Annotated in this window: 19 protein-coding genes; 10 read left to right on the top strand and 9 right to left on the bottom strand. The window is 68.3% G+C overall.

All coding sequences use genetic code 11. The annotated features are described in order from the left end of the window. Window positions 1-68: 68 nt before the first annotated feature. On the top strand, window positions 69-779 hold the full coding sequence (locus tag ACFTSF_RS21365) for a hypothetical protein (RefSeq protein ID WP_380155406.1): 711 nt from the start codon (window positions 69-71) through the stop codon (window positions 777-779). Here ACFTSF_RS21365 and ACFTSF_RS21360 read toward each other — a convergent pair. Then, window positions 769-3,639 carry an ATP-binding protein gene (locus tag ACFTSF_RS21360; RefSeq protein ID WP_380155405.1) on the bottom strand — a complete coding sequence of 957 codons (2,871 nt, stop codon included), beginning with the start codon at window positions 3,637-3,639 and terminating at the stop codon, window positions 769-771. The two genes, ACFTSF_RS21365 and ACFTSF_RS21360, sit on opposite strands and share 11 nt — an antisense overlap. Window positions 3,640-3,745: 106 nt before the next feature. Between ACFTSF_RS21360 and ACFTSF_RS21355 the strand changes: the two genes are divergently transcribed. The 3 genes from ACFTSF_RS21355 (at window position 3,746) to ACFTSF_RS21345 (ending at window position 8,529) form a co-directional block, all read left to right on the top strand. Further along, a complete protein-coding gene (locus ACFTSF_RS21355; protein WP_380155403.1) occupies window positions 3,746-4,936 on the top strand; it encodes an epoxide hydrolase family protein in 1,191 nt (396 codons plus the stop codon). 135 nt (window positions 4,937-5,071) lie between these two features. Continuing rightward, window positions 5,072-5,719, top strand: a complete 648-nt coding sequence (locus ACFTSF_RS21350) for an MBL fold metallo-hydrolase (protein WP_380155402.1) — start codon at window positions 5,072-5,074, stop codon at window positions 5,717-5,719. Next, window positions 5,716-8,529, top strand: a complete 2,814-nt coding sequence (locus ACFTSF_RS21345) for an AAA family ATPase (RefSeq protein WP_380155401.1) — start codon at window positions 5,716-5,718, stop codon at window positions 8,527-8,529. The genes ACFTSF_RS21350 and ACFTSF_RS21345 overlap by 4 nt, the downstream gene beginning before the upstream one ends. 52 nt (window positions 8,530-8,581) lie before the next feature. Here ACFTSF_RS21345 and ACFTSF_RS21340 read toward each other — a convergent pair whose 3' ends face one another. The 5 genes from ACFTSF_RS21340 to ACFTSF_RS21320 form a co-directional block, all read right to left on the bottom strand. Next, window positions 8,582-9,505, bottom strand: a complete 924-nt coding sequence (locus ACFTSF_RS21340; protein WP_380155399.1) for a hypothetical protein — start codon at window positions 9,503-9,505, stop codon at window positions 8,582-8,584. 114 nt (window positions 9,506-9,619) lie between these two features. Then, window positions 9,620-12,337, bottom strand: coding sequence for a TIM-barrel domain-containing protein (locus ACFTSF_RS21335; RefSeq protein ID WP_380155398.1), 2,718 nt, complete (start codon window positions 12,335-12,337; stop codon window positions 9,620-9,622). A 76-nt stretch (window positions 12,338-12,413) separates the two neighbouring features. Continuing rightward, the gene (locus ACFTSF_RS21330; RefSeq protein WP_380155397.1) at window positions 12,414-13,109 is read right to left on the bottom strand and encodes a GAF and ANTAR domain-containing protein; all 696 of its coding nucleotides are present in this window, start codon (window positions 13,107-13,109) and stop codon (window positions 12,414-12,416) included. 40 nt (window positions 13,110-13,149) lie between these two features. Continuing rightward, on the bottom strand, window positions 13,150-14,214 hold the full coding sequence (locus ACFTSF_RS21325; protein WP_380155396.1) for a fatty acid desaturase family protein: 1,065 nt from the start codon (window positions 14,212-14,214) through the stop codon (window positions 13,150-13,152). 180 nt (window positions 14,215-14,394) lie between these two features. After that, complete coding sequence (locus ACFTSF_RS21320) at window positions 14,395-15,327, bottom strand: amidohydrolase family protein (protein WP_380155395.1); 933 nt, start codon at window positions 15,325-15,327, stop codon at window positions 14,395-14,397. 87 nt (window positions 15,328-15,414) lie between these two features. Between ACFTSF_RS21320 and ACFTSF_RS21315 the strand changes: the two genes are divergently transcribed. Beyond that, entirely contained in the window at window positions 15,415-16,065 is a 651-nt protein-coding gene (locus ACFTSF_RS21315; protein WP_380155394.1) for a TetR/AcrR family transcriptional regulator, read from the top strand. Here the strand turns inward: ACFTSF_RS21315 and ACFTSF_RS21310 are convergent. From ACFTSF_RS21310 to ACFTSF_RS21300, 3 genes are all read right to left on the bottom strand, one after another. Further along, entirely contained in the window at window positions 16,062-16,559 is a 498-nt protein-coding gene (locus ACFTSF_RS21310) for a flavin reductase family protein (RefSeq protein WP_380155393.1), read from the bottom strand. The genes ACFTSF_RS21315 and ACFTSF_RS21310 overlap by 4 nt on opposite strands. Before the next feature lies 1 nt (window position 16,560). Beyond that, window positions 16,561-17,277, bottom strand: coding sequence for a BTAD domain-containing putative transcriptional regulator (locus ACFTSF_RS21305; RefSeq protein ID WP_380155392.1), 717 nt, complete (start codon window positions 17,275-17,277; stop codon window positions 16,561-16,563). 163 nt (window positions 17,278-17,440) lie between these two features. Further along, window positions 17,441-18,463: an LLM class flavin-dependent oxidoreductase gene (locus tag ACFTSF_RS21300; RefSeq protein ID WP_380155391.1), complete on the bottom strand. Its 1,023-nt coding sequence runs from the start codon at window positions 18,461-18,463 to the stop codon at window positions 17,441-17,443. Window positions 18,464-18,684: 221 nt separating this feature from the next. On the opposite strand from ACFTSF_RS21300, the gene ACFTSF_RS21295 reads away from it, so the two are divergent. The 5 genes from ACFTSF_RS21295 to ACFTSF_RS21275 all read left to right on the top strand — a co-directional run bounded on the left by ACFTSF_RS21295 (window position 18,685) and on the right by ACFTSF_RS21275 (window position 21,985). Continuing rightward, window positions 18,685-18,798: a lasso RiPP family leader peptide-containing protein gene (locus tag ACFTSF_RS21295; protein ID WP_380155389.1), complete on the top strand. Its 114-nt coding sequence runs from the start codon at window positions 18,685-18,687 to the stop codon at window positions 18,796-18,798. 152 nt (window positions 18,799-18,950) lie between these two features. Beyond that, window positions 18,951-20,774, top strand: coding sequence for an asparagine synthase-related protein (locus ACFTSF_RS21290; RefSeq protein ID WP_380155388.1), 1,824 nt, complete (start codon window positions 18,951-18,953; stop codon window positions 20,772-20,774). Beyond that, on the top strand, window positions 20,771-21,028 hold the full coding sequence (locus tag ACFTSF_RS21285; protein WP_344145626.1) for a lasso peptide biosynthesis PqqD family chaperone: 258 nt from the start codon (window positions 20,771-20,773) through the stop codon (window positions 21,026-21,028). The genes ACFTSF_RS21290 and ACFTSF_RS21285 overlap by 4 nt, the downstream gene beginning before the upstream one ends. Next, on the top strand, window positions 21,025-21,453 hold the full coding sequence (locus ACFTSF_RS21280) for a lasso peptide biosynthesis B2 protein (RefSeq protein ID WP_344145624.1): 429 nt from the start codon (window positions 21,025-21,027) through the stop codon (window positions 21,451-21,453). The genes ACFTSF_RS21285 and ACFTSF_RS21280 overlap by 4 nt, the downstream gene beginning before the upstream one ends. Further along, the gene (locus ACFTSF_RS21275; RefSeq protein ID WP_380155386.1) at window positions 21,446-21,985 is read left to right on the top strand and encodes a MauE/DoxX family redox-associated membrane protein; all 540 of its coding nucleotides are present in this window, start codon (window positions 21,446-21,448) and stop codon (window positions 21,983-21,985) included. Before ACFTSF_RS21280 ends, ACFTSF_RS21275 begins: the two co-directional genes overlap by 8 nt. The last annotated feature ends 3 nt before the right edge of the window (window positions 21,986-21,988 follow it).

Here is a 21,988-nt window from a genome sequence, read left to right as displayed (position 1 = left end):
CTCCTCCCCGCCGACTACCAGTCTCCGTCACCCGCAACCTCCCGTACCGTCAATGCGAGGAGGCGAGGATGCGCGAGAGGGTCGAAAACCTGTACCGCCAGGGCCGCCGGCACGAGATGGCCGGCGAGGTGGAGCCCGCGCGGCGCTACCTGGAAGAGGCGCTGGCCTCGGCCGCCGGCCTGGACGAAATGGTCCTGCGGATCCGGTCGATCCTCGGGGTGGTGAGCCACAAGGAAGGCAACCTCGCCGAGACGCGGCTGCATCTCGAGGTGGCCTTGGAGCTGGCGCTGGCCCGAGCCGATCTGATGGCAGAGGCCTACGTGCGGCAGGAGCTGGGCTTCTTGCTGCTGGGAGAAGGCCGGCCCGAGGAGTCGCGCAGCGAGTTCCTCCGCGCACTCGCGCTGGCACCTGCGGTTGGAATCGTGAACCTGACCGGGAACGGCTTGAGCGGCTTGGGCGTCGCGGCGCTGGCGGTCGACCGGGCTGCGGACGCGGTGCCGCTCCTCCTCGGGGCATTAGGCATACGCACCGAGATCGACGACTTCGAACAGCAGCACGTCGACCTCGTCCACCTGGCACGCGCGGCGTCCCAGCTGGGCCAGCACGAGATCGCAGCTGGGGTGGCTGGGTTCCTGGTGCGGAGTCCGGAGACCAGCAAAGGGATGTACGCCCACGACCGGCGAGCGTTCGATGCTCTGGTTGCCACGGTGCCGACCCATTCGGCGATCACCAGCTTCGCGGAGGCCCGATCAGCGGTGGCGGCGTTGGTCAGTCCGTGAGCAGGCCCAGGGTGTGTGCGACTGCGGTGGCTTCGGTGCGGGTGGTGGCGTTCAGTTTGGTGAGGATGCGGCCGACGTGGACACCTACGGTGGCGGGGGAGATGTAGAGCTCGGCGGCGATCTGCCGGTTCGGCAGACCGCGGGCTAGCAGCCGCAGTACGTCGTACTCGCGCGCAGTCAGGCCCGTGTCGTCCTCGGGTGTGGTGGTCGGGGGTTCGAGGCGGGCCCGTTGGCCTAGGACGGCGATGCGGTCCAGCGCGACTGTGCCGCCGTACACGGTGGCTAGGTCGCGGGCTTCTTCCAGTCGGCGGCGGGCGCCGGCGCGGTTGCTGGTGGCAAGGGCTGCTTCGGCTGAGCTGATCAGGCACTCGGCCGTGCCGTAGAGGTGACCGAGTTGCCGCCAATGATCAGCTGCCTGGTCCCACTCGGCCATCAGGCCGGGGCCGAGCGCGGTCTTGATGGTGAACCGATAAGCCTCGGCCAGCCGCGATCCGGTCGGGATCAGGGGGACGAGGTCGGCGAGGGCGGCCCGGATCCGGATCACGTCGGCGGCGATCTCGCGGTTGCGTGGTGCGGCGGCGAGGCGGGCGCGTTGGAGGCGTGCGACGCCGATCAGGCCCTCGGTGTCGGGTTGCAGCGAGTCGCGCTGGTCGCGGCAGTGCTGCAGGAACAGGTCGACCTCGCGGTTGGCCGCTTCGGGTTCCTGACGGGCCATCGCCAGCTCGCACCATAGCGAGGTGATGTAGCCGAGGATGTAGTTGCGGTACGTCGCCGATCCGGCGAACACCTCGTCGGCCGTGATGAGGAGTCCGGCAACCTGATCGAAGTCCCCACGGTGAATGTGGATGTCGGCCAACTGTGCCCGCAGGACCATCGCGTACAGCGGTTCGGGTTCGCTCGCCAGTGCTTCCTCGATGGTTTCGACAGCCTGGTTCCAGCGGCCGAGTGCGACCTGTGCCATGGCCAGATTGACCGCCAGCAAGGGCCCGCGCCACTTCTGCATCCCCACGAGCTCGGCCTGCCTGATCGCGGTCGGACACCGAGTCGCGAGTTCCTCGAAGCGGCCGGCCATCCCGAGTGCAGCGCATTCCCACAGCACGCTCGCGATCAGCACGTAGTCGTCGCCGATCGCGGTGGCGAGCTCCTGAGCCTGGCGCGAGACGAGGACGCCCGCATCGGGCTGACCGGTCATCATCAACGCGTCTCCCTGCGCCGCGAGGGCACGGCAACGCAGCCGGTCGTCGTCCAGGGTCTCGGCGATCTCGGTGACCGCGGCGGCATGGCGACTGGCCGATGGGCCGCGACGGGCGGTGGCCTCGTCGATTGCCAGCAGGTAGTGCACGATGCCGAGGGTGTAGCTCGGTCGGTCGGTAGGGATCAGTTCGAGTGCGCGGTCGAGGTCGGCCCGGGCGGTGAGATCGCGGCGACTCCTGAACTGCGCGCGGAACATCAGGATCTCGGCAGCGCGGCCGGGTTCGCGATCAGGATCGACCAGCTCCCAGGCCGCCATCGTGTGTTGCAGACCTTGGTTGGCAGCTCCGGCCGGGATGGCGGCGGCCATCGCGCGTTCGAGCAGCGTCAGCCGCTCGGGGTTGTCGGCGGGACGCAACGAGAGAGCGCGTTCCAGGTGCCGCAGCTCTTCGATGTAGGCGAAGCTCGCGCGGGCCTCGTCGGCGGCGATCAGCGAGGCCTGGTAGGCCTCCTCGGTCCGGCCGGCGAGATACCAGTGCTCGGCCAGCTCGGCGGCCGGGAGTCCTTGTGCAGCGAGCGCGGGAAACTCGGAGAGCGCTCTCGCCGCGCGTCCATGCAGGCGACGGCGTTCGGCCGGGAGAAGTCCGGTGTAGACGGCCTCGCGGATCAGCGCGTGCCGGAACTGGTAACCGGTCGCGGTGGTCTGCAATTGGTCTCGCTCGACCAGTTCGCGGAGGGCAAGGTCGAGTTCGTCGTCGGTCCGGCCGACCAGCAACGTGAGTAACTCGTGGCCCACGGTCGCCCCCGCGATCGAGGCGACTGCGAGAACCGGGCGAGCGCTCTCCGACAGCCGGGCAACGCGTTCCTGCAAGAGTGTCCGCAACTGCGCGGTCCCACTCCGCGCGCTCCCGGGCGCATCGTGGGCCAACGCCTCCACGAACAACGGATTGCCACCGGAACGGCGATGAATGGTCGCGGCGCGGGCCGGGTCGTACCGACCGTCGATGGCGGTCAGTTGCTCACCGACATCGCGCTGCCGCAACGGCCCGAGTTCCAGCGTCGTCACGTCCGGCCGTCGGCCGAGCTCAGCGACGAGCTGCCGGATCGGGTGCCCGGCCGGCAGCTCACCGGTGCGGACCGTGCCGACGAGCAGGACGGGGAGCCGGCCGAGGTTCCGGGCGAGATAGCCGAAGAGTTCACGGCTCGCACCGTCGGCCCAATGCAGGTCTTCGACGACAAGTAACAACGGGCGTTTGGTGGCCGCACGCTCCACCAGTGCGAGCAGTTCCTGCAGGAGTGTCAATCGACTGTTCTGGACATCCTGCTGGGGGAGCAGCGTACGCAACGGCGACCCCGAGGCCGAACCACCTTCGGCTTGGACGAGCTGCTGCACGACCGGCAGGAAGCCGACGTACGGGAGGTGTTCGGCACCGAGCTCCGGGCAGGCACCGGTGACGATCAACCAGTCCGCGCCGAGGGTCCCGCCGAACTCGGTGACGAGTCGCGACTTGCCGATCCCGGCCTCACCGGCAATCAGGATCCGCGCCGAACCGCCCGCCTCGACCTGAGCGGCCGCGGTTCGCAACTCCGCGAGCTCGGTACGGCGTCCGACGTACAAGGGGCTGACCACTGGTTGTCGTCCGAGGGCGGACAGATCGTCACCGGACATGGAAATACCGCGTTCCACGGATTCGCCGGAAGCGGTCTGCCAGCACGCTGTGATCGTAGACCGGCCGGGGGCGAGAGAAGGCCGGAAAACAACGACCTCCGAGGAGATGACAGTGAACACTCCGAACAGCACCCCGCGGGATACTGCGGACGACGAGATCAGGCCGTTGCGGATCGAAGTTCCCCAGTCACAGCTGGATGATCTGGCCGCTCGGCTGGAGCGTGTCCGGTGGGCCAACGAGCTGCCGCGCGACCAGGTCACCGACGGCATCCAGCGCGGTCCGGTCACGCCGGGCTGGGAGTACGGCGTACCGCTGGAGTACGTGCAGCGGCTCGTCGAGACGTGGCGCGACAGCTACGACTGGCGCAAGTGGGAGGCGCGGCTGAACGAGTACCCGAACTTCACCACCGAGATCGACGGCCAGAACATCCACTTCCTGCACGTCCGCTCGCCCGAGGCCGACGCCACCCCGCTGATCCTCACGCACGGCTGGCCGAACAGCGTCGTCGAGTTCCTCGACGTGATCGGCCCGCTGACCGACCCGCGGGCGCATGGCGGTGACCCGGCCGACGCGTTCCACGTCGTCGTACCGTCTCTGCCGGGCTTCGGCTTCTCCGGACCGACGCATGAGAAGGGATGGAACCGGCACCGTACGGCGCGTGCGTGGGCCGAGCTGATGCGGCGCCTGGGCTACGAGAAGTTCGGTGCCCACGGCAACGATGTGGGTTCGTTCGTGTCGCCGGAGCTGGGCCGGATCGCGCCGGATCAGGTGATCGGCGTGCACGTCACCCAGCTGTTCTCGTTCCCGTCGGGTGACCCGGCCGAGTTCGAAGGGCTGACCGAGAAGGACATCGAGTACCTCGGGTTCCTGCAGAAGTTCAACGAGGAGATGTCGGCGTACGCGAAGCTGCAGGAGACCGCACCGCAGAACCTCGCGCATGCTCTGGCCGACTCACCGAGTGGTCAGCTCGCCTGGATCGCGCAACTGCTCGCGGCCTGCGAGGACGAGCATGTGTTGACCAACGCGACCATCTACTGGCTGACCAACACGGCGGCGTCGTCGGCACGGTTCTACTACGAGGACCACCACGCCGAGCACCCCACCGAGGCGACCAAGGCGCCGACCGGCCTGGCCAGCTTCGCCAACGACTTCACCCCGCTGCGCCGCTTCGCCGACCGCGACCACGCGAACATCGTCTCCTGGAACGAGTACGACCGCGGCGGCCACTGGGCCACCCAGGACGCCCCCGACCTGCTCGTCGACGACATCCGGAAGTTCTTCCGGACCTTCCAGTAGGACGGAACCCAGGACCCGCCGGGTCCGTCACAGACTGCGCTGGACGGTCTTTTGCAGAAGGCCGTCCAGCGTTGGTTCAGGCTGACACCACGCCGGTGGTCGGCGAGTGGGCCGTGGGATGACTAAGATCCGTCTGTGCGGCAGCTTGCGGAGGGGGTCGGTCAGTTGTTGGGCCGGCCGCCGCATTTCATGAATGCGTATCTCGTCGACGACGTGCTGGTCGATGCCGGGACGCCGGCCGCGGCCGGGCGGATCCTGCGGCAGCTTCGTGGGCGGGATGTGGCCGCACACGTGGTGACGCATGCGCACCCCGATCATTTCGGGTCGAGTCACGCGGTCTGCGAGGAGTTGGGTATTCCGCTGTGGGCGGGGGCCGACGACGCCGAGGCGATCGAGACGGCCACGCCGGTGCCGGCGGCCGGATGGCTGCCGGGGATGATGGCCCGCGGCAAGATGCCGCCGCCGCATCCGGTCAGCCGCCGACTGGTCGAGGGCGATCAGGTGGGCAGCTTCACCGTGCTGGACGTGCCGGGCCACTCGCCCGGCCACATCGCGTTGTGGCGGGAGTCGGATCGGACGCTGCTGTGTGGTGACGTCTTCTTCCGGCTGCCCAAGGTGTCCGCGCCGTGGAACTTCCTGACCTTCGATGTCCGGCGCAACCATCAGGCGATGCGCCGGCTCGCCGCGCTGCGGCCCGCACTGGTGCTGTTCGGTCACGGCAAGCCGCTCCGGGATCCCGATCTGCTGAGCCGGGTGGCCGACGCGCTGCCAGGATCTGAGTGAGCGGCGTGCTCGAGCGGCCGGACGAGCTCGCCCGGATCGCCGCCGCGCTGGATGCGGCCGGTCGTGGTGAGGGCAAGGTCGTCGTGATCGAGGGTGAGGCCGGGATCGGCAAGTCGCGGCTGGTCGCCGAGACCCGGGCGATGGCCAAGGAACGCGGGTTCGTCCGGATGCAGGCGACCGGCGACGAGGTCGAGAGCGCGCTGGCCTGGGGCGTCGTCCGGCAGCTGATCGAGCGGTCGATCGCCCGGTACGCCGGGGAGACGCGGGCCGCGATCATCGCCGGACCGACCGGTCGCGCGATCGAGGCGCTCGACAAGGCGACTCCGGATGCCGGGGACGCCGAGGTGGCGCGGACGTTGCACGCGCTCTGGTGGGTGGCGGTCGACCTGGCCTCGCCGCGGCCGCTGTTGATCACAATCGACGACGCCCAATGGTCCGATCCGCCGTCGCTGCGGTTCCTGTCCTATCTGTCCAAGCGGGTCGGTGACCTGCCGATCGCCCTGGTGGTCGCGACCCGGCCGCCGCCGGACCGACTGGGTCCGCTGGCCGAGCTGACCGTCGCCCGGCACGTCGAGCGGTTGCTGCCGCGACCGCTGAGCCGCGACGGCATCGCCGTACTGATCGCGGAACGCAGCCGCACCGAAGCGGCCGACCAGGTCGTGGATGCGGTCTTGGCGGCGAGTGGTGGGAACCCGTTCCTGGCCGAGTCGCTGCTGGATGAGCTGGCGGTGCTGGACCGGTCGACCAAGGATGCGGCGACCGCCGAGACTGTCCGCGGGCTCGGTGCGAGTGCGGTGAGCCGGACCTTGTTGTCGAGGTTGTCGCCGACCGCACTCGCCTTGGCCAAGGCCGTGGCGGTGTTCGGCGCTCGCACGGATATCTGGGCGGCCGGTTCGGTCGCGCAGCTGCCCGAGTCCGCGCTCGCCGCGGCGGTGGATGAGCTGGTCGCGGCTCACGTCGTCTGTGTCGAGGCGTCCCAGCTGAGCTTCGTGCACCCGGTGATCCGCGACTCGGTGACCTCGACCTTGGGCCCGGTCGACCAGGCCACGCTGCATGGCCGGGCGGCCGAGACCCTGTGGGCGGCGCGAGCGGCGGCCGATCGGGTGGCAGCCCATCTGGTCCAGGCGCCGGCCGGGACGCTGGATTCCGCGGTCGCGATCTTCACCGAGGCCGCCACCATGTGCGCGACGGCAGGCGATGTCGTGAAGGCGATCGACTACCTGAACCGTGCGGTCGAGGTCGAGCCGTCCAACGCGAAACTCCAGAGCCTGCTGGGGAAACTCCTGCTCCGCAACGGCGATCCGCGGGCGGCCCGGCGCTACCTGCTGGCTGCGGCCGACTCGACCAGCGGCCGGGAGCGCGCCGAGTTACTCGGTACGGCGGCCACCGCGACCTCGGCGGTTGACGGGCCAGTGGCGGCCGCGACCGAGTTGATGCATGCACTCGATGACTGGACCGACGACAGGTCGGCGCGGTTGGCGCTGGACGCGCGGCTCGGGATCATCCGGTCGTACCTCCCGTCCGAGCGCAAGCGCGCCTCGCAGCACCTGCGCGGGTTCGCCGACTTCCCCGGTGACACGCCCGACGAGCGGATCCTGCTGGCGCTGCTCGCGCAATGCGGCCGGTACGAGGTGACCCCGTCGGCCGACGTACGGCGTACTGCGGAGCGCGCGTTGCGTCGCGGCGCGCTGCTGAAGGACTCGGTCGGCCAAGCGGACCCGCTCGTCGGCTGGCTGCTTGCGATGATGTCGCTGATCGCGGCCGACGGCGTCGGCCCGGCCCGGGACGAGATCGCCGGCGCACAGGACTGGGTACGGCGGCACGGTTCGCCGATCGAGTTCGCGATGGTCGCGAATGTCGCGGACTTCCTGGCCTGGCGCTGCGGTGATCTACCCGCGGTCGAGGCCGACGCGGACGGCGTACTGGCCGCGATCGAGTCGGAGGACCTGACTCCGCAGGTGGTGGCGATCCGGGCTACCGCGGTGACCTTCGGGCTCTATGCGGCGCTGGAACGCGGTGACCTCGCCGGGGCACAGGCGATGCTGGCCGAGTGGGACGAGTCCAGCCGAAACGCGCCGCGCGTCATCGCGGCGATGTGGCTGGAGGCGATCCGAGCTCGGATCGCGTTGGAGCTGGACGATCCGCTCGCTGCGCTGGAGCATGCGCTCTGGTTGCGCGACGAGATGGTGGCCGCGGATCTGGATCCACCGGCGGTCCCGTGGCGGACTCCTGCGGCATTGGCCCAGCTGCGACTAGGCGACGAGGCTGCGGCGCGTGAGCTGGCGAGCGATCAACTGGCCCTGACTCGCCGCTGGGGTGCGCCCACCGACCTGGGTGCTGCGCTGCGACTGACCGCCAAGGTCGACGTGGGGCAGGGAGCTCGCCGGGTCGAGACGCTGACCGAGGCGGTCGCCGTACTGGAGCGTTCGCCGGCCCGGCTGGAGCTGGCGCGGGCGTTGGTCGATCTCGGTGAGGCCTATCGCGTGGTCGGCCGCCGTACTGATGCTCGAGAGACGCTCAACCGAGGCGGCGAACTGGCCGCCAGTTGTGGCGCTGTCGTCCTGCGGAACCGGGTGGCCGAAGTCCTGCAGGCTCTGGGGGATCGGCCGCGGTCGCTGGTGGCACCGGGCCAGGACTCCCTGACTGCGAGCGAACGCCGGGTCGCCGGGCTCGCGGTCACTGGCCGCAGCAACCGCGATATCGCCCAAGAGCTGTTCGTGTCACCGAAGACGGTCGAGAACCACCTCGGCCGCATCTACGTGAAACTGGGCATCACTGGCCGCCGCGAACTCGGCCGCGCCCTGGCCTAACGCAAGAACGAGCGGCCCCCTCCCTCCAAGGGGCCGCTCGTCAGGTACTGCGTCAGCCGACCGGCGGTGCGGTCTCGAACCAGTTGAAGGCCTCGACGTACTGCAGCGTCGTGCCGGTGTAGCTCTCGCCGAACAGCCGCCAGAAGGTGTGCTGCGCGGTCGTCACCACACCGGTCTCCTCGTCGACCGACTTGGTCCGGATGTTCACCCGGTAGAGGGTGACCGTCTCGTCGCGGATGTCGGACTGGGTGTCCTTGTAGCCGGGCGTGCCGTGGTCGTCGGAGCGGGCCGGGTCGTGCAGGGTCAGCTCGACCTTGCCGGATGCCACATCACCCTTGGCCGCGACGACGGTGACCGCGTGGCCGCCGGTGCGGGTGTGCGTGTTGTCCGCGTTCAGGACATACCGGCCGTACCAGAGCTGGAGCGGGGCCTGGCGCAGCCGCTTCGCGATCTCCAGCCCGAACTCCGGGAAGTCGTCGGTGCGGGCCTCGCCGCGGTTGACCGTCCAGCCGCTCTCCTTCGCGCCGACGGTCGCCGCGTCGAAGGCGAGCCGGTTGCCCTTGGCGGTGGAGCTCTTCGGGTTCGGGCCCATGCCGGCCTTGGAGCCGAGCCAGCCGATCCACGCGGTGGCCTCGTCGTAGTCGGCCGGGTCGTGCGGGTCGTACTCGGTGATCAGCTGACCGTTCGGCACCACCCGCATCGGCAGGCCCTTGTGCTCGCCGAGGTAGTACATCGCGTTGTAGAGCGACGTCGGTCCGCAGTGGACGTTGCCCTCGTTGGCGAGGTTGGTGCGGAACTGGTCCGCGTCGGTCACGTCGCACAGGTTGACGGCGAACTGCGGTCCCGTGACGTCCTTCTGCTCGGTGCACGGCGCCTGCAGCGGCAGTCCGTCCGCAGCGGCGGTCCCGGCCGGCAGCACGGTCCCGGCGATCACAGCGGCGACTCCGGCCAGTACGGCGATCCCTTGACGCTTCATTTCGTTTACCCCCAGGTTTTCGGTGGTTGACCTTGTGCCACCAAATCTCCCGCCTGAGGCACCCCCCAGGCATGAGGGTCGATCCCTCATCTCTGCGCCTGGGGGGTGTGGGGGTCAGAGCGTGATCTTGTGCGGGATCCGAGTGCTCAGCCTGCCGGTGGTGACCGTGACAGTGCGGGTGGCGGCGTCGTACGACCACCCGGTACGGCGGCCGTCGACGTACACCGCACTGGGGGCGCTGCTGTTGGTCAGGCGCACGGTGTAGGCGCGTGCGGCAGCGGCTCCCGGATAGCTGCCGCGGGTGGCGCCGATCGTGAGTGCGCGGGCCCGGTCGTTCCAGGTGAGCTCTGTGCTGGCCGAGCCGCTGGAGCCTTCACCGGCGTCCTGGTAGAGGCTGAAGCTGCCGTTGGCACCAGCGGCGACAGTGGCGGTCAGTTGCGTGAGCACGCTGTCGGTCTGGTTGTCGACGTAGTCGGTCCGGGTGGTGACGATGCCGCCGCCCTTCACGTGCACCGGCATCCGCGACAGCGGCGCACTGATCGTGACGGTGGCCGGGCCGGTGTACGACGTACCGGTGAAGTAGTCGGTCCACGTGCCCGGTGGCACCCACACCGACGCCGATCCGACGCCGCCGACGTTCGGGGTGGTGATCGGTGCGACGAGCAGGCTGTCGCCGTACAGGTATTGACCGGGACTGCTGTACGCCGCCTCCTCCGCCGGGTACTCGAGATACATCGGCCGCACGATCGGTACGCCGGTCGTGTGCGCCTGCGCGGCCATCGTGTACGTGTAGGGGACCAGTGCCTCCCGCAACTGCAGGAACTTCGTGGCGCTCTCACCCGCCTCGGCGCCGTACTCCCAGGGCAGCCGGTCGGCGTGGTCGGAATGCAGCCGGTCGATCGGCTGGAAGGTGCCGAACTGGACCCACCGCGCGTACTGGTCGTCCGGCAGGTGGTCGCCGTGGAAGCTGCCGATGTCGTGGCTGACGTTCGACAGCCCGGCCGATGCCTCGTCGGCGGTGAAACGAACGGCGTACCGCAGGAAGTCCCAGGTGCCCGGGGTGTCGCCGGTGAACTGGAGGGTGTTCCGCCGCTCCGACCACGGACCGATCGGGTACGAGCTCTCGATACCGCCGTACTCGGCACCGCCGACTCGCGCGAACGAGAAGCCGCGCAGACCGCGCTTCGTGGCACTGTCGGCGTACGCCTGGTTGATGTAGTTGTCAGGGGCAACCTGTGGGTTGGAGGCGGTCGAGCCACCGCAGTACTGGCAGTAGTCCAGCCACCAAGCCCGGACGCCTTGCTGCTCGAACGGCCTGTGCAGCTCCTGGTACGCCGTGAGCTGGGCCGGCTTCGACCAGTCGAACAAGTAGTTCCGGCCGCCGTCGAGTTCCAGACCGCCCGCGGTCGCGTTGGTCTTGGCGAACTGCGGATCGTCGTCGGCGATCGTCGGGTGCACGTTCAGTGCCACCGAGAGTCCCTGCTCGCGCGTCCAGTCCATGAAGGTCTGCGGGTTCGGGAAGAGCGACGCGTTCCAGTTCCAGCCGTTCCAGGTACTCGGCGACTTGAAGTCGGTGTCGATCACCAGCCAGTCGATCGGCACCTTGGCCGCGCGGAGCTTGGGCAGCAACGTCTTCTGATAGTCGTCGGTGCTGTAGGCGTGGTACCGCGAGTACCAGACGCCGTACGCCGATTGCGGCAGCAGGTTGGTCCCGCCGGTCAGCGTGTTCAGGTCGCCGAGCGCACGCTTGTAGTCGCGGCCGTAGCCGAACAGATAGCCGTCCTGGTAGGGATTCGTGCCATGGCTCGGACGTGTACCAACGACGTGATCGGCGTTCAGCAAGGCGGTTCGGGTGTCATCCAGCAGGTACCAGCCGTCGCGGTTGAGGATGCCTGGGTGCTGATACGCCGGTACCTGCCGCGGGTTGTCGAGCGCGCGACTCCAGCCGCCGAGAGTGTTGGCCGGCCCGGCACCGTACGCCGTACTCAGCAGACCGGTGTCGGCGGATGGATAGGTCGAGTTGTCGACCGCGGTGACGGCGAGGCTGTCGACATTGACCTTCCCGCTGTCGGTCGGGCTCTGCCGAACGGTGATGCTGTTGGTCCCGGCCTTCAGATCGACTGTGGTGCTGGCGGTTGACCACGTGTCCCAGGATCCGGTGGGCGGCAAGGTCAGCCCTGGACCGGCGGCATCGTTGAGCTGGGTCGACAAGGTCCGTGTCGTGTTCTGCCCGTCGCCGCCGGTCGAGTTCGCGTACCGCAGGGCGAGCCGATAGCTACCTGCGGCCGGCACGCCGGAGACATTCACGGTGATCCCCGCGCCGGCCTTCTCATACCCGGCGACGAACCCCGAGCCGGTGTAGCTCACATGGTCGTAAGCCGTCGACGCGTGCCCGAGCAGCAGCGCGTTCTCGGCCTCACAGGCTGCTGCGAAGCCACAGTACGACGGGAACGCCGGAGCCGCCGTGACATTGTTGCCAGCGACAACCATCGACAAGTTGGACCGCGTGAACGGGCCACTCCCACGTTTATAGCGCAGGGTCAGACCGCTGGTGCGGATCTCGCGGAACCCGTCCGCGGTGACCTTGGTCGTGTACGGCGTCCGCGGGAACGCGCGGTTGACCGCGGTGAACGTGGTCGCGTCCTCGAACTTCCGGTCCCCGGCGTACTCGACCCGGATCAGCGTGGGGGACAGGACCTGGAAACGCGCATTGCCATCGGTGACGACGGATCTGGTGGGCGCTGGTGGACCGGCGAGCGCCGTACCGGCGACCAGGGACAAACAGGTGCCGGCGGCGAGAAAGCGGAGAATCCGGGCAGGCGAAAGTCGCATCAAGACCTCACAAGGGTCAGGGGCGGGACGACCTTGAGTTCAAGCCTTGAAATTAGGCCATTTACAACGATGGAAGTCAAGCCTTCGGAGTCGGCCCCGAGTCACGCAGCTTGCGGGTGTCGATCAACTCCTGCGCAACGTCGCGCAACTTGATGTTGTGCTCCTGGGAGTACCGCTTGAGGGTCTCGAAGGCCTGGGTCTCGTCGAGGTCGAAGCGCTCCATCAGGATGCCCATCGCCTGCCCCACGAGCTTCCGGGCGTCGACGGCCGCGGTCATCGTCTCGTCGTTGCGGGCTGTGGCGACCGCGACCGAGGCGTGCCGGGCCAGGATGTGGGCGATCGCCTCGTCGTCGGCGCTGAAGGCGTCCGGCTCGGTCTTGTACAGCGAGAGCACGCCGATCAGCTGGGCGTTCGCCCACATCGGAGCGTGCAGCACGGAACCGATCGGGTACTTCGTCATCTTGGCGGACCAGTCCGGCCAGCGCGTCTCGGCCGCTACCTCGGGGACCTGTACAGCGACACCCTCGGTCAATGCGGTCAGCATCGGGCCTTCGCCGAGGTCGAACTGCATCTGGTAGATCTCGGCGACCAGCGGGTCGGTCACCGCCGCGATCTCCCGGACACCGCGCAGGACGAGCGCGACACCGGCGTACGAGCAGGCCTCCGCCTGCAACGCGAACTGCACGACCGCCTCGACGGTCTCTTCCATGCCGCCGGCATCGTGCAGCTCGACAGCTAGGCGGGCGAACGCATCGGCGTCCATCTGATCCATGGGCACATCATGCCTCGCCGCCCGCTGCTTCGACACGAATTCAGGAGGTGGCGGGGGAGCGCAGTTGCCGACCGACCTCGTGCATGTGGCGCAAGCCCTGGGCATAGGACTCGATGATGTTGGTCGACAGGTACGGAACGCCGACGCGCTCGCAGTACGCGCGGACGGCGGCCTGGGCGCGGCGCAGGTTGGCGCGCGGCATGTTCGGGAAGAGGTGGTGCTCGATCTGGTAGTTCAGGCCACCCATCAGCCAGTCGGTGACCAGGTTGCCGTTGACGTTGCGCGACGTCCGGACCTGCTTCTCCAGGTGGCCCCACTTGGAATCGCAGTCGGGCATCTCCATGCCCTTGTGGTTCGGCGCGAAGACGCTGCCGAGGTGCAGCCCGAACAGCACGTGGTGCAGCACCGCGAAGACGAGCGCCTTCTGCGGCGACATGATCAGCAGCAGACCACCGAAGTACACGGTCAGGTGCGCGACGATCAGGCCGAGCTCGAGGACGGAGTCGCGGCGCGGCCGGTGCGTGAGCAGGTAGGTGATCCCGGAGACCTTCAGGCTGAAGCCTTCGAGGCTGAGCAACGGGAAGAAGATCCGCGCCTGGTTGCGGCTCAGCCAGCCGTACAGGCCCTGGCGGCCCTCGGCTTGCGCGAGCGTCCAGACCAGTACGCCGGCCGCGACGTCGGGGTCCTTGTCGGTGTGGTTCGGGTTCGCGTGGTGCTTGTTGTGCTTGTCGTTCCACCAGCCGTAGCTCATACCGAGCAGGAAGTTCGCGTGCAGCTGACCGATCGCGTCGTGCAGCCGGCGCGAGCTGCCGATCTGCTGGTGACCGGCGTCGTGGCCGAAGAACGCAGCGCGGGTGCTGAAGATCCCCGCCGGGATGGTCAGCAGCAGCACGAGCCAGGAGTTGCCCAGCAGGATCAGCCCGGCGACCACCGCGCCCAGACAGAGCAGGTTGATCACGATGCCGATCACGTACTCACCGGTTCGGCGCTCGAGCAGTCCGGCTGCCTTGATCTCACGGAGCAGCGGAGCGAAGTCGCTGCCCTTGGGAGGTGGGGTGCAGGTCTGAATTTGGGTAGGCGTGAGCGTCGTGCCGGCGGATGGCATGGGTTCCTCGAATCATGGTGGCGCGGCTGGCAACGGGCAGCCAAGGTGGGCAGGAATCTGCTCAGTCCGCGCAGACACATCCGCCGCGATCTTCTGCTGCGGCCGGTCACGACAACGAGAACCTTGAAGAGGTCGTTCTGGTGCCCACCCTACGGCACCCCCGAAACCGCCACGCCGGACTCAGAGACCGAGTATTTCCGCAGCGTTGTGGTCTAGCACGTTGTTGCCGTCGGCTCCGAGTGCTTCGGGGACATAAGCAATCGCTCGAAGGAACAGATCGCCTGCCTCGTAAGGGAAATCGGTTCCCAGGACGAGACGATCGGAACCGAAGCTCTCCGCCGCGGCACGGATGGCCGGGCGGTGGCTGTGGCCGACTGTGTCGTACCAGAGCCGGCGTGCGGCGACGCTCGGTTTCTCCGGTGCTCCACCGGCCTCCCACTCGTACTGGTCGTCGAGGCGTTGTAGCAGCATCGGGAGCGCGCCACCGAGATGCGACGTGATGATCTTCACGTTCGGATAGCGACTCGGGATGCCGGCCAGCAACAGATTGGTGATGGCGATCGTGTCCTCGAGCGGCGCGCCGACCATCCACAACATGTGGTTGTCCTTGATCAGCGGCGACTGCGCCGCGGCACCCGACGGGTGGATGTAGAGCACTGCGCTGCGTCGATCCAGCTCCTCCCACAACGGCGTCAGCGATGCGTCGGCCAGCGGAGTGCCCAGTACGTCGGTTGTCACCGAGGCGCCGACCATGCCGAGTTCGTCGAGTGCGCGACCGAGTTCTTTGAAGGTCGCGTCGAGGTGCGGAAGGGGGAGTGCCGCGAACGCCGCGAATCGATCGGGATACCGGCGTACGAAGTCGGCGTACTGGTCGTTGGCGAACCGGGCCACCTCGACCGCCTGGTGCTCGTCGGCGAAGTGCGGTGAACGCGGCGGGACCGACAGCACCTGCCGGTCGACACCTGCCGAGTCGAGCAGCGCGAACCGGGCCGCGAGCTCGTCAGGACTGCCGCCCGCACCGAGCCCGCGATGGGCCGAGGTGTCCTGCCCGTAGCGCTCGACCAGGTCCAGGTATTCGTCGGTCCATAGATGGGCATGAACATCGATCCGCATCGCCATCAGCTCCTTCAGTCAGTAATTTCAAACTACACCGTTCAGTAAAATCTTACAACACGGTTTAGTTTGATGTAGGGTGAGCGCATGGATACGGACGAGTTCGGCATACCGCTCCTGACCGCTGTCACAGGAGCCTCGGAGCGCAAGCGGGTGGCGATCACGCAGGCAGCCATCAAGGAGTTCGTCCGGCACGGGTACTCCGGTGCTTCGGTGGAGTCGATCGCCGCCACGTCAGGCGTGTCGAAGCCGACCGTCTACAGCCACTTCGGCAACAAGGAGCAGCTCTTCCTCGCGGTGATCGGCAGCTACCTGCGGGACAGCTACACCGGTTTCGACGAGCTGGCCGACCAGATCATCGAGGCCGACGACCTCCGTACGGCGTTGATCGAGTTCGCCGGTGCGCTGGGCGAGATCCTGCTGCGGGACGACCTGATCACCTTGCGCCGGCTGGTGATCGGTGAGGTCGACCGGTTCCCGCAGCTCGGTGAGTTGTGGGCACAGATCAGTCAGGCGAAGAACGACGAGCCGCTGATGCGCGCGCTGATGGCATTGCGTGAGCAGGGCAGGCTCGACGTACCGAATCCGTTGCGAGCCGTCCGTCAGCTGATCGCTCTGACGGTCGGCTCCGCGCAACTGATTCACACACTGCGTCCCAGCTACGAGTTTGCGCCGGGGGAGTTGGAAGACCTCGTCACCTCGGGCGTCGAGGTCTTCCTCGCGGCCTACGCGCGCTAGAGGTACTGGCCGGCGTAGAAGATCAGCGGGTCGTCGTCGGCGGCCTCGGGAGTCACGGCCGCTTCGAGGACTGCGCCGAACAGAACGAGGTGATCGCCGCGGATCAGGGTCTCGTCGACCCGGCAGTCGACGTGCCCGAGGCTGCCTTCGATGACCGGTGCCCCCGTGCGGCCCGGGCGGGTGGGCAGTCCGGCGAACCGGTCCTGCCCAGGGCGCGCGAACGTTTCACTCAACCGGCGCTGGTCGCGGCGCAGGAAGTTGACCACGAAGGACTCGGCACGCGTGATCGCCTGCCCACTACGGGAGCACGCGTCCAGGCAGACCAGGACGATGGCGGGTTCGAGCGAGACGCTGGTGAAGGAGTTCGCGGTCAGCCCCACCGGGCCGCTGTCGCCGGCCGCCGTCACGATCGTGACGCCGGTGGCGAAGCGGCCGAGCACCAACCGCAGCGGATGATGTTTCCGCGCAGGTTTCGGCATCGTCGGCTGAGACATCTCAGGCCACCTGGACGGCCGTGTTCCGCAGGATGCGCGCGTGCAGTGTCCGGAGCTCCTCGCACGGGTCGACTCCGACCTCTTGACGCAGTCGCCGGTCGATCTCGCAGTACGCCTCAAGAGCCTCTGTCTGCCGGTCCGACCGGTACAGGCACGTCATCAGCTGCAGCCAGAACCGTTCGCGGAACGTGTACCGGCCGACCAGTCCGCGGAGCTCGGAGACCAGCTCGCGGTGACGTCCGAGGGAGATCTCGAGCTCGCAGCGGCGTTCGCGTGCCAGCAGCAGTTCCTCTTCGAGCCCCGGAATGATGTCGGCCTCCAGCGCCGGACCGCGGACATCGGCGAGAATCCGGCCGTGCACCAGGTCGAGCGCCTGGCGGAGGCGCTCGGACTCCTCGACTGCACACCTGGCCGGAAGACGCTGGGCCAGCTGACGGAAACGGATCAGGTCGACCTGCGAGGGATCGACGGCGAACTCGTAGCCGCCGGACTCACTGCGGACGACCTGGCCGAGCCCTGGCCGGCCGCGATCGAGTGCGTGCCGGACGCGCGTGATGCGGGTCTGCAGGGCGGACTTCGGCCGCTGTGGCAGGTCGTCGCCCCAGAGCCGGTCGATCACTTCCTCGGTGGAGACGAGCTCGCCGACGCGAACGAGCAAGATCGCCAGCAGGACGCCGTTCTTCCCGGCCGGGACCTTCACCTTCTGCTGACCCACCATGAGCTGTAGCGGACCGAGGACCCGACAGTCCAAGTCCTTGGCTATCTCCGCACGTGACACCAATTCACTCTCCCCAGAGTCAGGCGGCCGCAGCCGCCAGAGTGTTGAACTCAGCAAAATGGCTACGGCTTGCCAGGTGACCTCCTGGCAGAGCTGCGACAGGTCACGCCCGGACCGGCACGGCGGAGACCGCCTGGTTGAGCAGCCGGTACGACTCGGTCCGGGCGGCGACGTCTTGGATCAGAGTGAGCGCCAGAATCTCCTGGCACCCAGTTGCCGCGACCAACTCGGTGACCTGGTCGCGAACGGTGGCGAGATCTCCGATCAGGTGGCTCCGCAGATGCTGGGTGACGGCCAGCTTCTCGCGTGGATCGAACCGGTACGACGCGGCTTCGGCCGGCGGCAGATTCGGGCCGTTGCGGCGGCCGCGGAGCAGCTCTGCGACCACCACGCGCGTCGGCCCGGCGAGATGCTCGGCCTCGGCCGCTGTGTCGGCGACGATCGCGGATGCGGACAGCGCCGCCCACGGTTCCGTCGACCAGGCGGTCGGGCGGAACGACTCCCGATAGGCGGCGATCGACTCCACCGCCCCGACCGGCCGCACGTGGTACGCGTAGGCGAACGGTACGCCGAGCCGTCCCGCGAGTTCGCCGCTTCCGGGGCTCGCACCCAGCACCCAGAGAGTCGGCCGGGATCCCGATGCCGGCACCGCCTGAATCGTCGTACCGGTGATGTCGCCCATCACCTCGCCGCCCGCTCCGCGCAGCAGCAGGTCGGACAGCTCCTCGACGAGTGGCTCGAACTCTGCACCCGGCCGGCGATGCAGAGCAGCTGCCGTCGTCGGATCGGTGCCGGGTGCGCGGCCGACGCCGAGATCGATGCGTCCCGGGTGCAGCGACTCCAGAGTGCCGAACTGTTCGGCGACGACGAGCGGGGCATGGTTCGGCAGCATCACACCGCCGGAGCCGACCCGGATCCGCGAGGTCCGGGCGGCGATGGCGGCGACCAGGACCGGTGGTGCGCAACTCGCGATGAACGGTGCGTTGTGATGCTCGGCCACCCAGTAGCGATTCAGGCCGAGCGAGTCGGCCTCGATCGCCAGCCGCACCGAATCGTGCAGCGCATCGGCGGGCCGTTGGCCCTGCCAGATGGGGGCCGTATCCAGCACTGACAACTGCACCGACATCGGTTTTCTCCTCACCCTCGATGACCCGCGATCACCACCCCACTACAACACGCGAACGGGTCGGACAAAAGCGCGGCGCGGGTCGGTGAAAGCGATGTGAAAGTGCACCGAGGGATTTCCGAACGAGGTTTGCAGCAACCACTGGCTAAGTTGGTTTTCGAAGTCGCCGATTGGCAATTCTGTCAATTGGTCTAATCGCGAATCGCGTACTGGAGGCAATGATGCTTGCTTACGAGCCGCCCATGCTGACCGAGGTCGGGAGCTTCGCCGAGGTGACCCTGGGACGTCCGAGCTGGGGCTTCGAAGCCGACTGGACCTGCGTCATGCTGTGCTGATTCCGAGCAGCTCCGCAGGTCGCGGAACCTAGGCACAGTGGGGTGTCGGTGCGGATTTCTCCCGGGCCGGCACCCCGTCCGTCAATTTGTCACCGGGATTGCGGGATCTTTGTTTCGCGATTACCCCGGTTAGACCTCTTCCGGGGGCGGCGATGACTTTCCTGATCTTTCCCGACCATGCGACCGCGTCGCAGCTGGCCGACTCTTTCGACTGGCCGTCCGGCGCCCAGGTTCTGTCCCACCCGGTCAGCGGACGCCCCTGGCTGGCCGGGCAGCTTCCTGCCAAGGCACTCACCGTCCACCGAGGCCGCGATCGATGCCTGGTCACCGTCGGCGTCACCGAGCCGCCCGCCGACGCCCAGGCCGAGCTGGACCGACTGTCTGCACCGGCCGCGGCCGACACCCTCACGCGCCGCATCCCAGGTGACCGGCACGTCCTGCTCTCGATGGCCGGCCTGGTTCGCGCGCACGGAACACTCTCGTCGACCCGGCAGTTGTTCTTCGTCCGGTACGACGGCATCGACATCGCGGCGGACGACCCCGAATTGCTGATCCGGCTGACCGGTGCGACGGTCGACGACGATGCGATTCCGGCCCGGTTACTCGCGCCGTGGACACCATGGCCGTACACCGACCACGTGATGTGGCGCGGGATCGACGCCGTACCGATGGGCGAGCGCCTGGACTGGGACCGTGCCGGCCGCGCTCGCCGTACCCGCTGGTGGTCGCCGCCGGAGCCCGAACTCTCACTTGAGCAGGCCGCCGCGGCAACCCGCGTAGCACTTGATGAGGCGATCCGCGTGCGCGCCGCCCACACCGACCTGAGCGCAGACCTATCTGGTGGACTCGACTCCACCTCGCTGAGCTTCCTCGCCGGTCAGCACCAGCGCGGGATGGCACTGACAAGCTGGGAAGCCGCCAACCCGGCCGACGAGGATCAGTTCTGGGCCGCCCGGGCCGCCGACCAGTTGTCCGGCGCGCATCAGGTGCTGCGGGATGCGCCGGCCTGGTTCTCGGATCTCGACGGACACGACGAGCTGGAAGGCCCGTTCGCCTGGATCCGCACGCGCGGCAAGCTGCGCTACCAGGCCGAGCTCCTCGCGTCTCGTGGATCGAAGCTGCACCTGACCGGTCACGGGGGTGACGAGCTCTACACCGCGACGCAGCTTTTCCTGCCTGCGTTGATGGAGCGACCACTGCGCGCGCTGCCGTACGTCAAGGCGTATCGGGCCGTGCACCGCTGGCCGTGGCGCGAGACGCTCACCGAGCTGAACCGGTCCGAGACGTTCGCCAACGGACTACGTCGTACGGCGTCTCTCATCGATACGCCGATCGAGCAGTACCTGCGCAAACCCGAGTTCGGCTGGGGCATCGGCTATCGGATGCCGATCTGGGCCACCGCCGACGGAGTCGAGGCGGCTCGCCGCCAACTGCACCGAACCGCCGACGAAGATCCGCAGCCGATGTCGCCGCATCGTTGGGTACACGCGCTTCTGCAGGACGTGCGGCTGTGCGGCGACACGATCCGGCGGGTGTCGCGGTGGACCGAGCGCAGCGGGGTGGCGTGGCACGCGCCGATGATCGACGACGCCGTCGTCGAGGCCGCCTGCTCGGTCAGCCCCTGGGACGTCGCAATGCCGGACCGCTACAAACCGCTGCTGACCGAGGCGATGCGCGGCGCAGTCCCCGACGAGTTCCGCCTTCGCCGGACCAAGTCGGAGTACAGCGCCGATGTGTACGCCGGAGTTCGCCGGATGCGACCGCAGTTGCTGGAACTGTGCGACGACCTGGAGTTGGCCCGACGCGGTCTGGTCGACGCGGACCGATTGCGCGACCTGGTGATCCGGCCGCCGCAGTCGTCGTTCGCGTTCATGCCGTTGATCAGCACGCTCGCCGTCGAGTCCTGGCTGCGAACCGTCGACGGCCGCTCGGCCCGGAAGAACGAACAACTGACCCGCCAAGGAGGTCTGGGATGACGTACACGCTGGCGCCCGGGATGAGTTGGACCGACACCGACGAAGGAATGGTGTTGCTGAACGAGAAGTCCGGTAGCTACCTGACCCTCAACCGCACCGGAGCGACGGTGCTGCACGGGATTCTCGACGGCAAGAGCCCGGATGAACTGATCACCACGCTGCAGGCGTCGTACCCGGATGCGTCCGAGCGGATCGCCGCCGACGTCGGTCAGCTGATGACGTCGTTCCAGCAGGCGGGGGTGCTGCGGCCATGACGATGCCGGTGACGTTGGAACACGGCATCCCGGTCGGCCGCTGGGACCGGCTGCTCGGCCGGATCTGCGTCGCGGCGGCCTTCGGGCTCATCAGACTGCGGCCGGCGACCCTGCGCCGCGTGATGTCGACCGTCCGGATCGGCGCGCGACCGGCGACCGAGACCGATGCGTACGCCGCTCGGTCGGCCGTCGTCGCGGTGAGTGTGACGTGCGCGGGCCAGGGCTGCCTGCCGCGATCGGTGGCGACCGCGTTGCGCTGCCGGCTGTCCGGGACCTGGCCGCACTGGTGCACCGGCGCACTGACCGAACCGTTCCGCGCCCACGCGTGGGTCGAGGCCGACGGACAGCCGGTCGGCGAACTCGCCGACGTCAAGCACTTCCGCAAGCTGATCGAGGTACCACCGCGGGGAGGTCGCCATGACTGAGTTCGTCGCCGTGGCCGCGCGCGCCTTCCTGGCCTTGGTCTTCGTGACCGCGTTCGTCGGGAAAACCCTGACCAAGAACGGGTTTCGCGGCTTCGCCCAGTCGGTGCAAGGGCTGGCTCGGCTGGAGTCCGCGCGGTCTGCCGCGATCCTCGCCTGGATCGTCGTCGGCGGTGAAGGACTGGCCGCTGCGTTGCTGGTCTCGCCGTTTGCGCCACGGCTCGGGTTCGTGATCGGCGGGCTGATGCTGCTGCTGTTCACCGGTGTGGTGATCCGCTCGGTCCGGGCCGGCATCTTCGCCGAGTGCCGCTGCTTCGGTGGCCGGGGCGCGATCATGAGTACGGCGATGGTCGGGCGCAACCTGGTCTTCCTCGCGATCGCGGTCGTCGGCGCCGTCGTACCGGTCGCTCCGGTCCTGGGCAATCTGCCACTGGCGCTGCCCGCGCTCGCGTCCGGGCTGCTGCTCGCGTACCTCGTCATCCGCTACTACGACGACTTCGTCCGGCTGCTGTTGCGTCGGCATGCGACGGCGTGAGCG

This window comes from Kribbella sp. NPDC056951, from assembly GCF_042674205.1.
Taxonomy (GTDB): Bacteria; Actinomycetota; Actinomycetes; order Propionibacteriales; family Kribbellaceae; genus Kribbella; species Kribbella yunnanensis.
This window is presented reverse-complemented; position numbering and strand designations above follow the sequence as displayed.

Excerpts from the sequence above, each read along its gene's own strand:
- ACFTSF_RS21365 (WP_380155406.1), top strand. The coding sequence starts at position 69 with ATGCGCGAGAGGGTCGAAAACCTGTACCGCCAGGGCCGCCGGCACGAG.
- ACFTSF_RS21360 (WP_380155405.1), bottom strand. The coding sequence starts at position 3,639 with ATGTCCGGTGACGATCTGTCCGCCCTCGGACGACAACCAGTGGTCAGC.
- ACFTSF_RS21355 (WP_380155403.1), top strand. The coding sequence starts at position 3,746 with ATGACAGTGAACACTCCGAACAGCACCCCGCGGGATACTGCGGACGAC.
- ACFTSF_RS21340 (WP_380155399.1), bottom strand. The coding sequence starts at position 9,505 with ATGAAGCGTCAAGGGATCGCCGTACTGGCCGGAGTCGCCGCTGTGATC.
- ACFTSF_RS21335 (WP_380155398.1), bottom strand. The coding sequence starts at position 12,337 with ATGCGACTTTCGCCTGCCCGGATTCTCCGCTTTCTCGCCGCCGGCACC.
- ACFTSF_RS21330 (WP_380155397.1), bottom strand. The coding sequence starts at position 13,109 with ATGGATCAGATGGACGCCGATGCGTTCGCCCGCCTAGCTGTCGAGCTG.
- ACFTSF_RS21325 (WP_380155396.1), bottom strand. The coding sequence starts at position 14,214 with ATGCCATCCGCCGGCACGACGCTCACGCCTACCCAAATTCAGACCTGC.
- ACFTSF_RS21320 (WP_380155395.1), bottom strand. The coding sequence starts at position 15,327 with ATGCGGATCGATGTTCATGCCCATCTATGGACCGACGAATACCTGGAC.
- ACFTSF_RS21315 (WP_380155394.1), top strand. The coding sequence starts at position 15,415 with ATGGATACGGACGAGTTCGGCATACCGCTCCTGACCGCTGTCACAGGA.
- ACFTSF_RS21310 (WP_380155393.1), bottom strand. The coding sequence starts at position 16,559 with ATGTCTCAGCCGACGATGCCGAAACCTGCGCGGAAACATCATCCGCTG.
- ACFTSF_RS21305 (WP_380155392.1), bottom strand. The coding sequence starts at position 17,277 with ATGGTGGGTCAGCAGAAGGTGAAGGTCCCGGCCGGGAAGAACGGCGTC.
- ACFTSF_RS21300 (WP_380155391.1), bottom strand. The coding sequence starts at position 18,463 with ATGTCGGTGCAGTTGTCAGTGCTGGATACGGCCCCCATCTGGCAGGGC.
- ACFTSF_RS21295 (WP_380155389.1), top strand. The coding sequence starts at position 18,685 with ATGCTTGCTTACGAGCCGCCCATGCTGACCGAGGTCGGGAGCTTCGCC.
- ACFTSF_RS21290 (WP_380155388.1), top strand. The coding sequence starts at position 18,951 with ATGACTTTCCTGATCTTTCCCGACCATGCGACCGCGTCGCAGCTGGCC.
- ACFTSF_RS21285 (WP_344145626.1), top strand. The coding sequence starts at position 20,771 with ATGACGTACACGCTGGCGCCCGGGATGAGTTGGACCGACACCGACGAA.
- ACFTSF_RS21280 (WP_344145624.1), top strand. The coding sequence starts at position 21,025 with ATGACGATGCCGGTGACGTTGGAACACGGCATCCCGGTCGGCCGCTGG.
- ACFTSF_RS21275 (WP_380155386.1), top strand. The coding sequence starts at position 21,446 with ATGACTGAGTTCGTCGCCGTGGCCGCGCGCGCCTTCCTGGCCTTGGTC.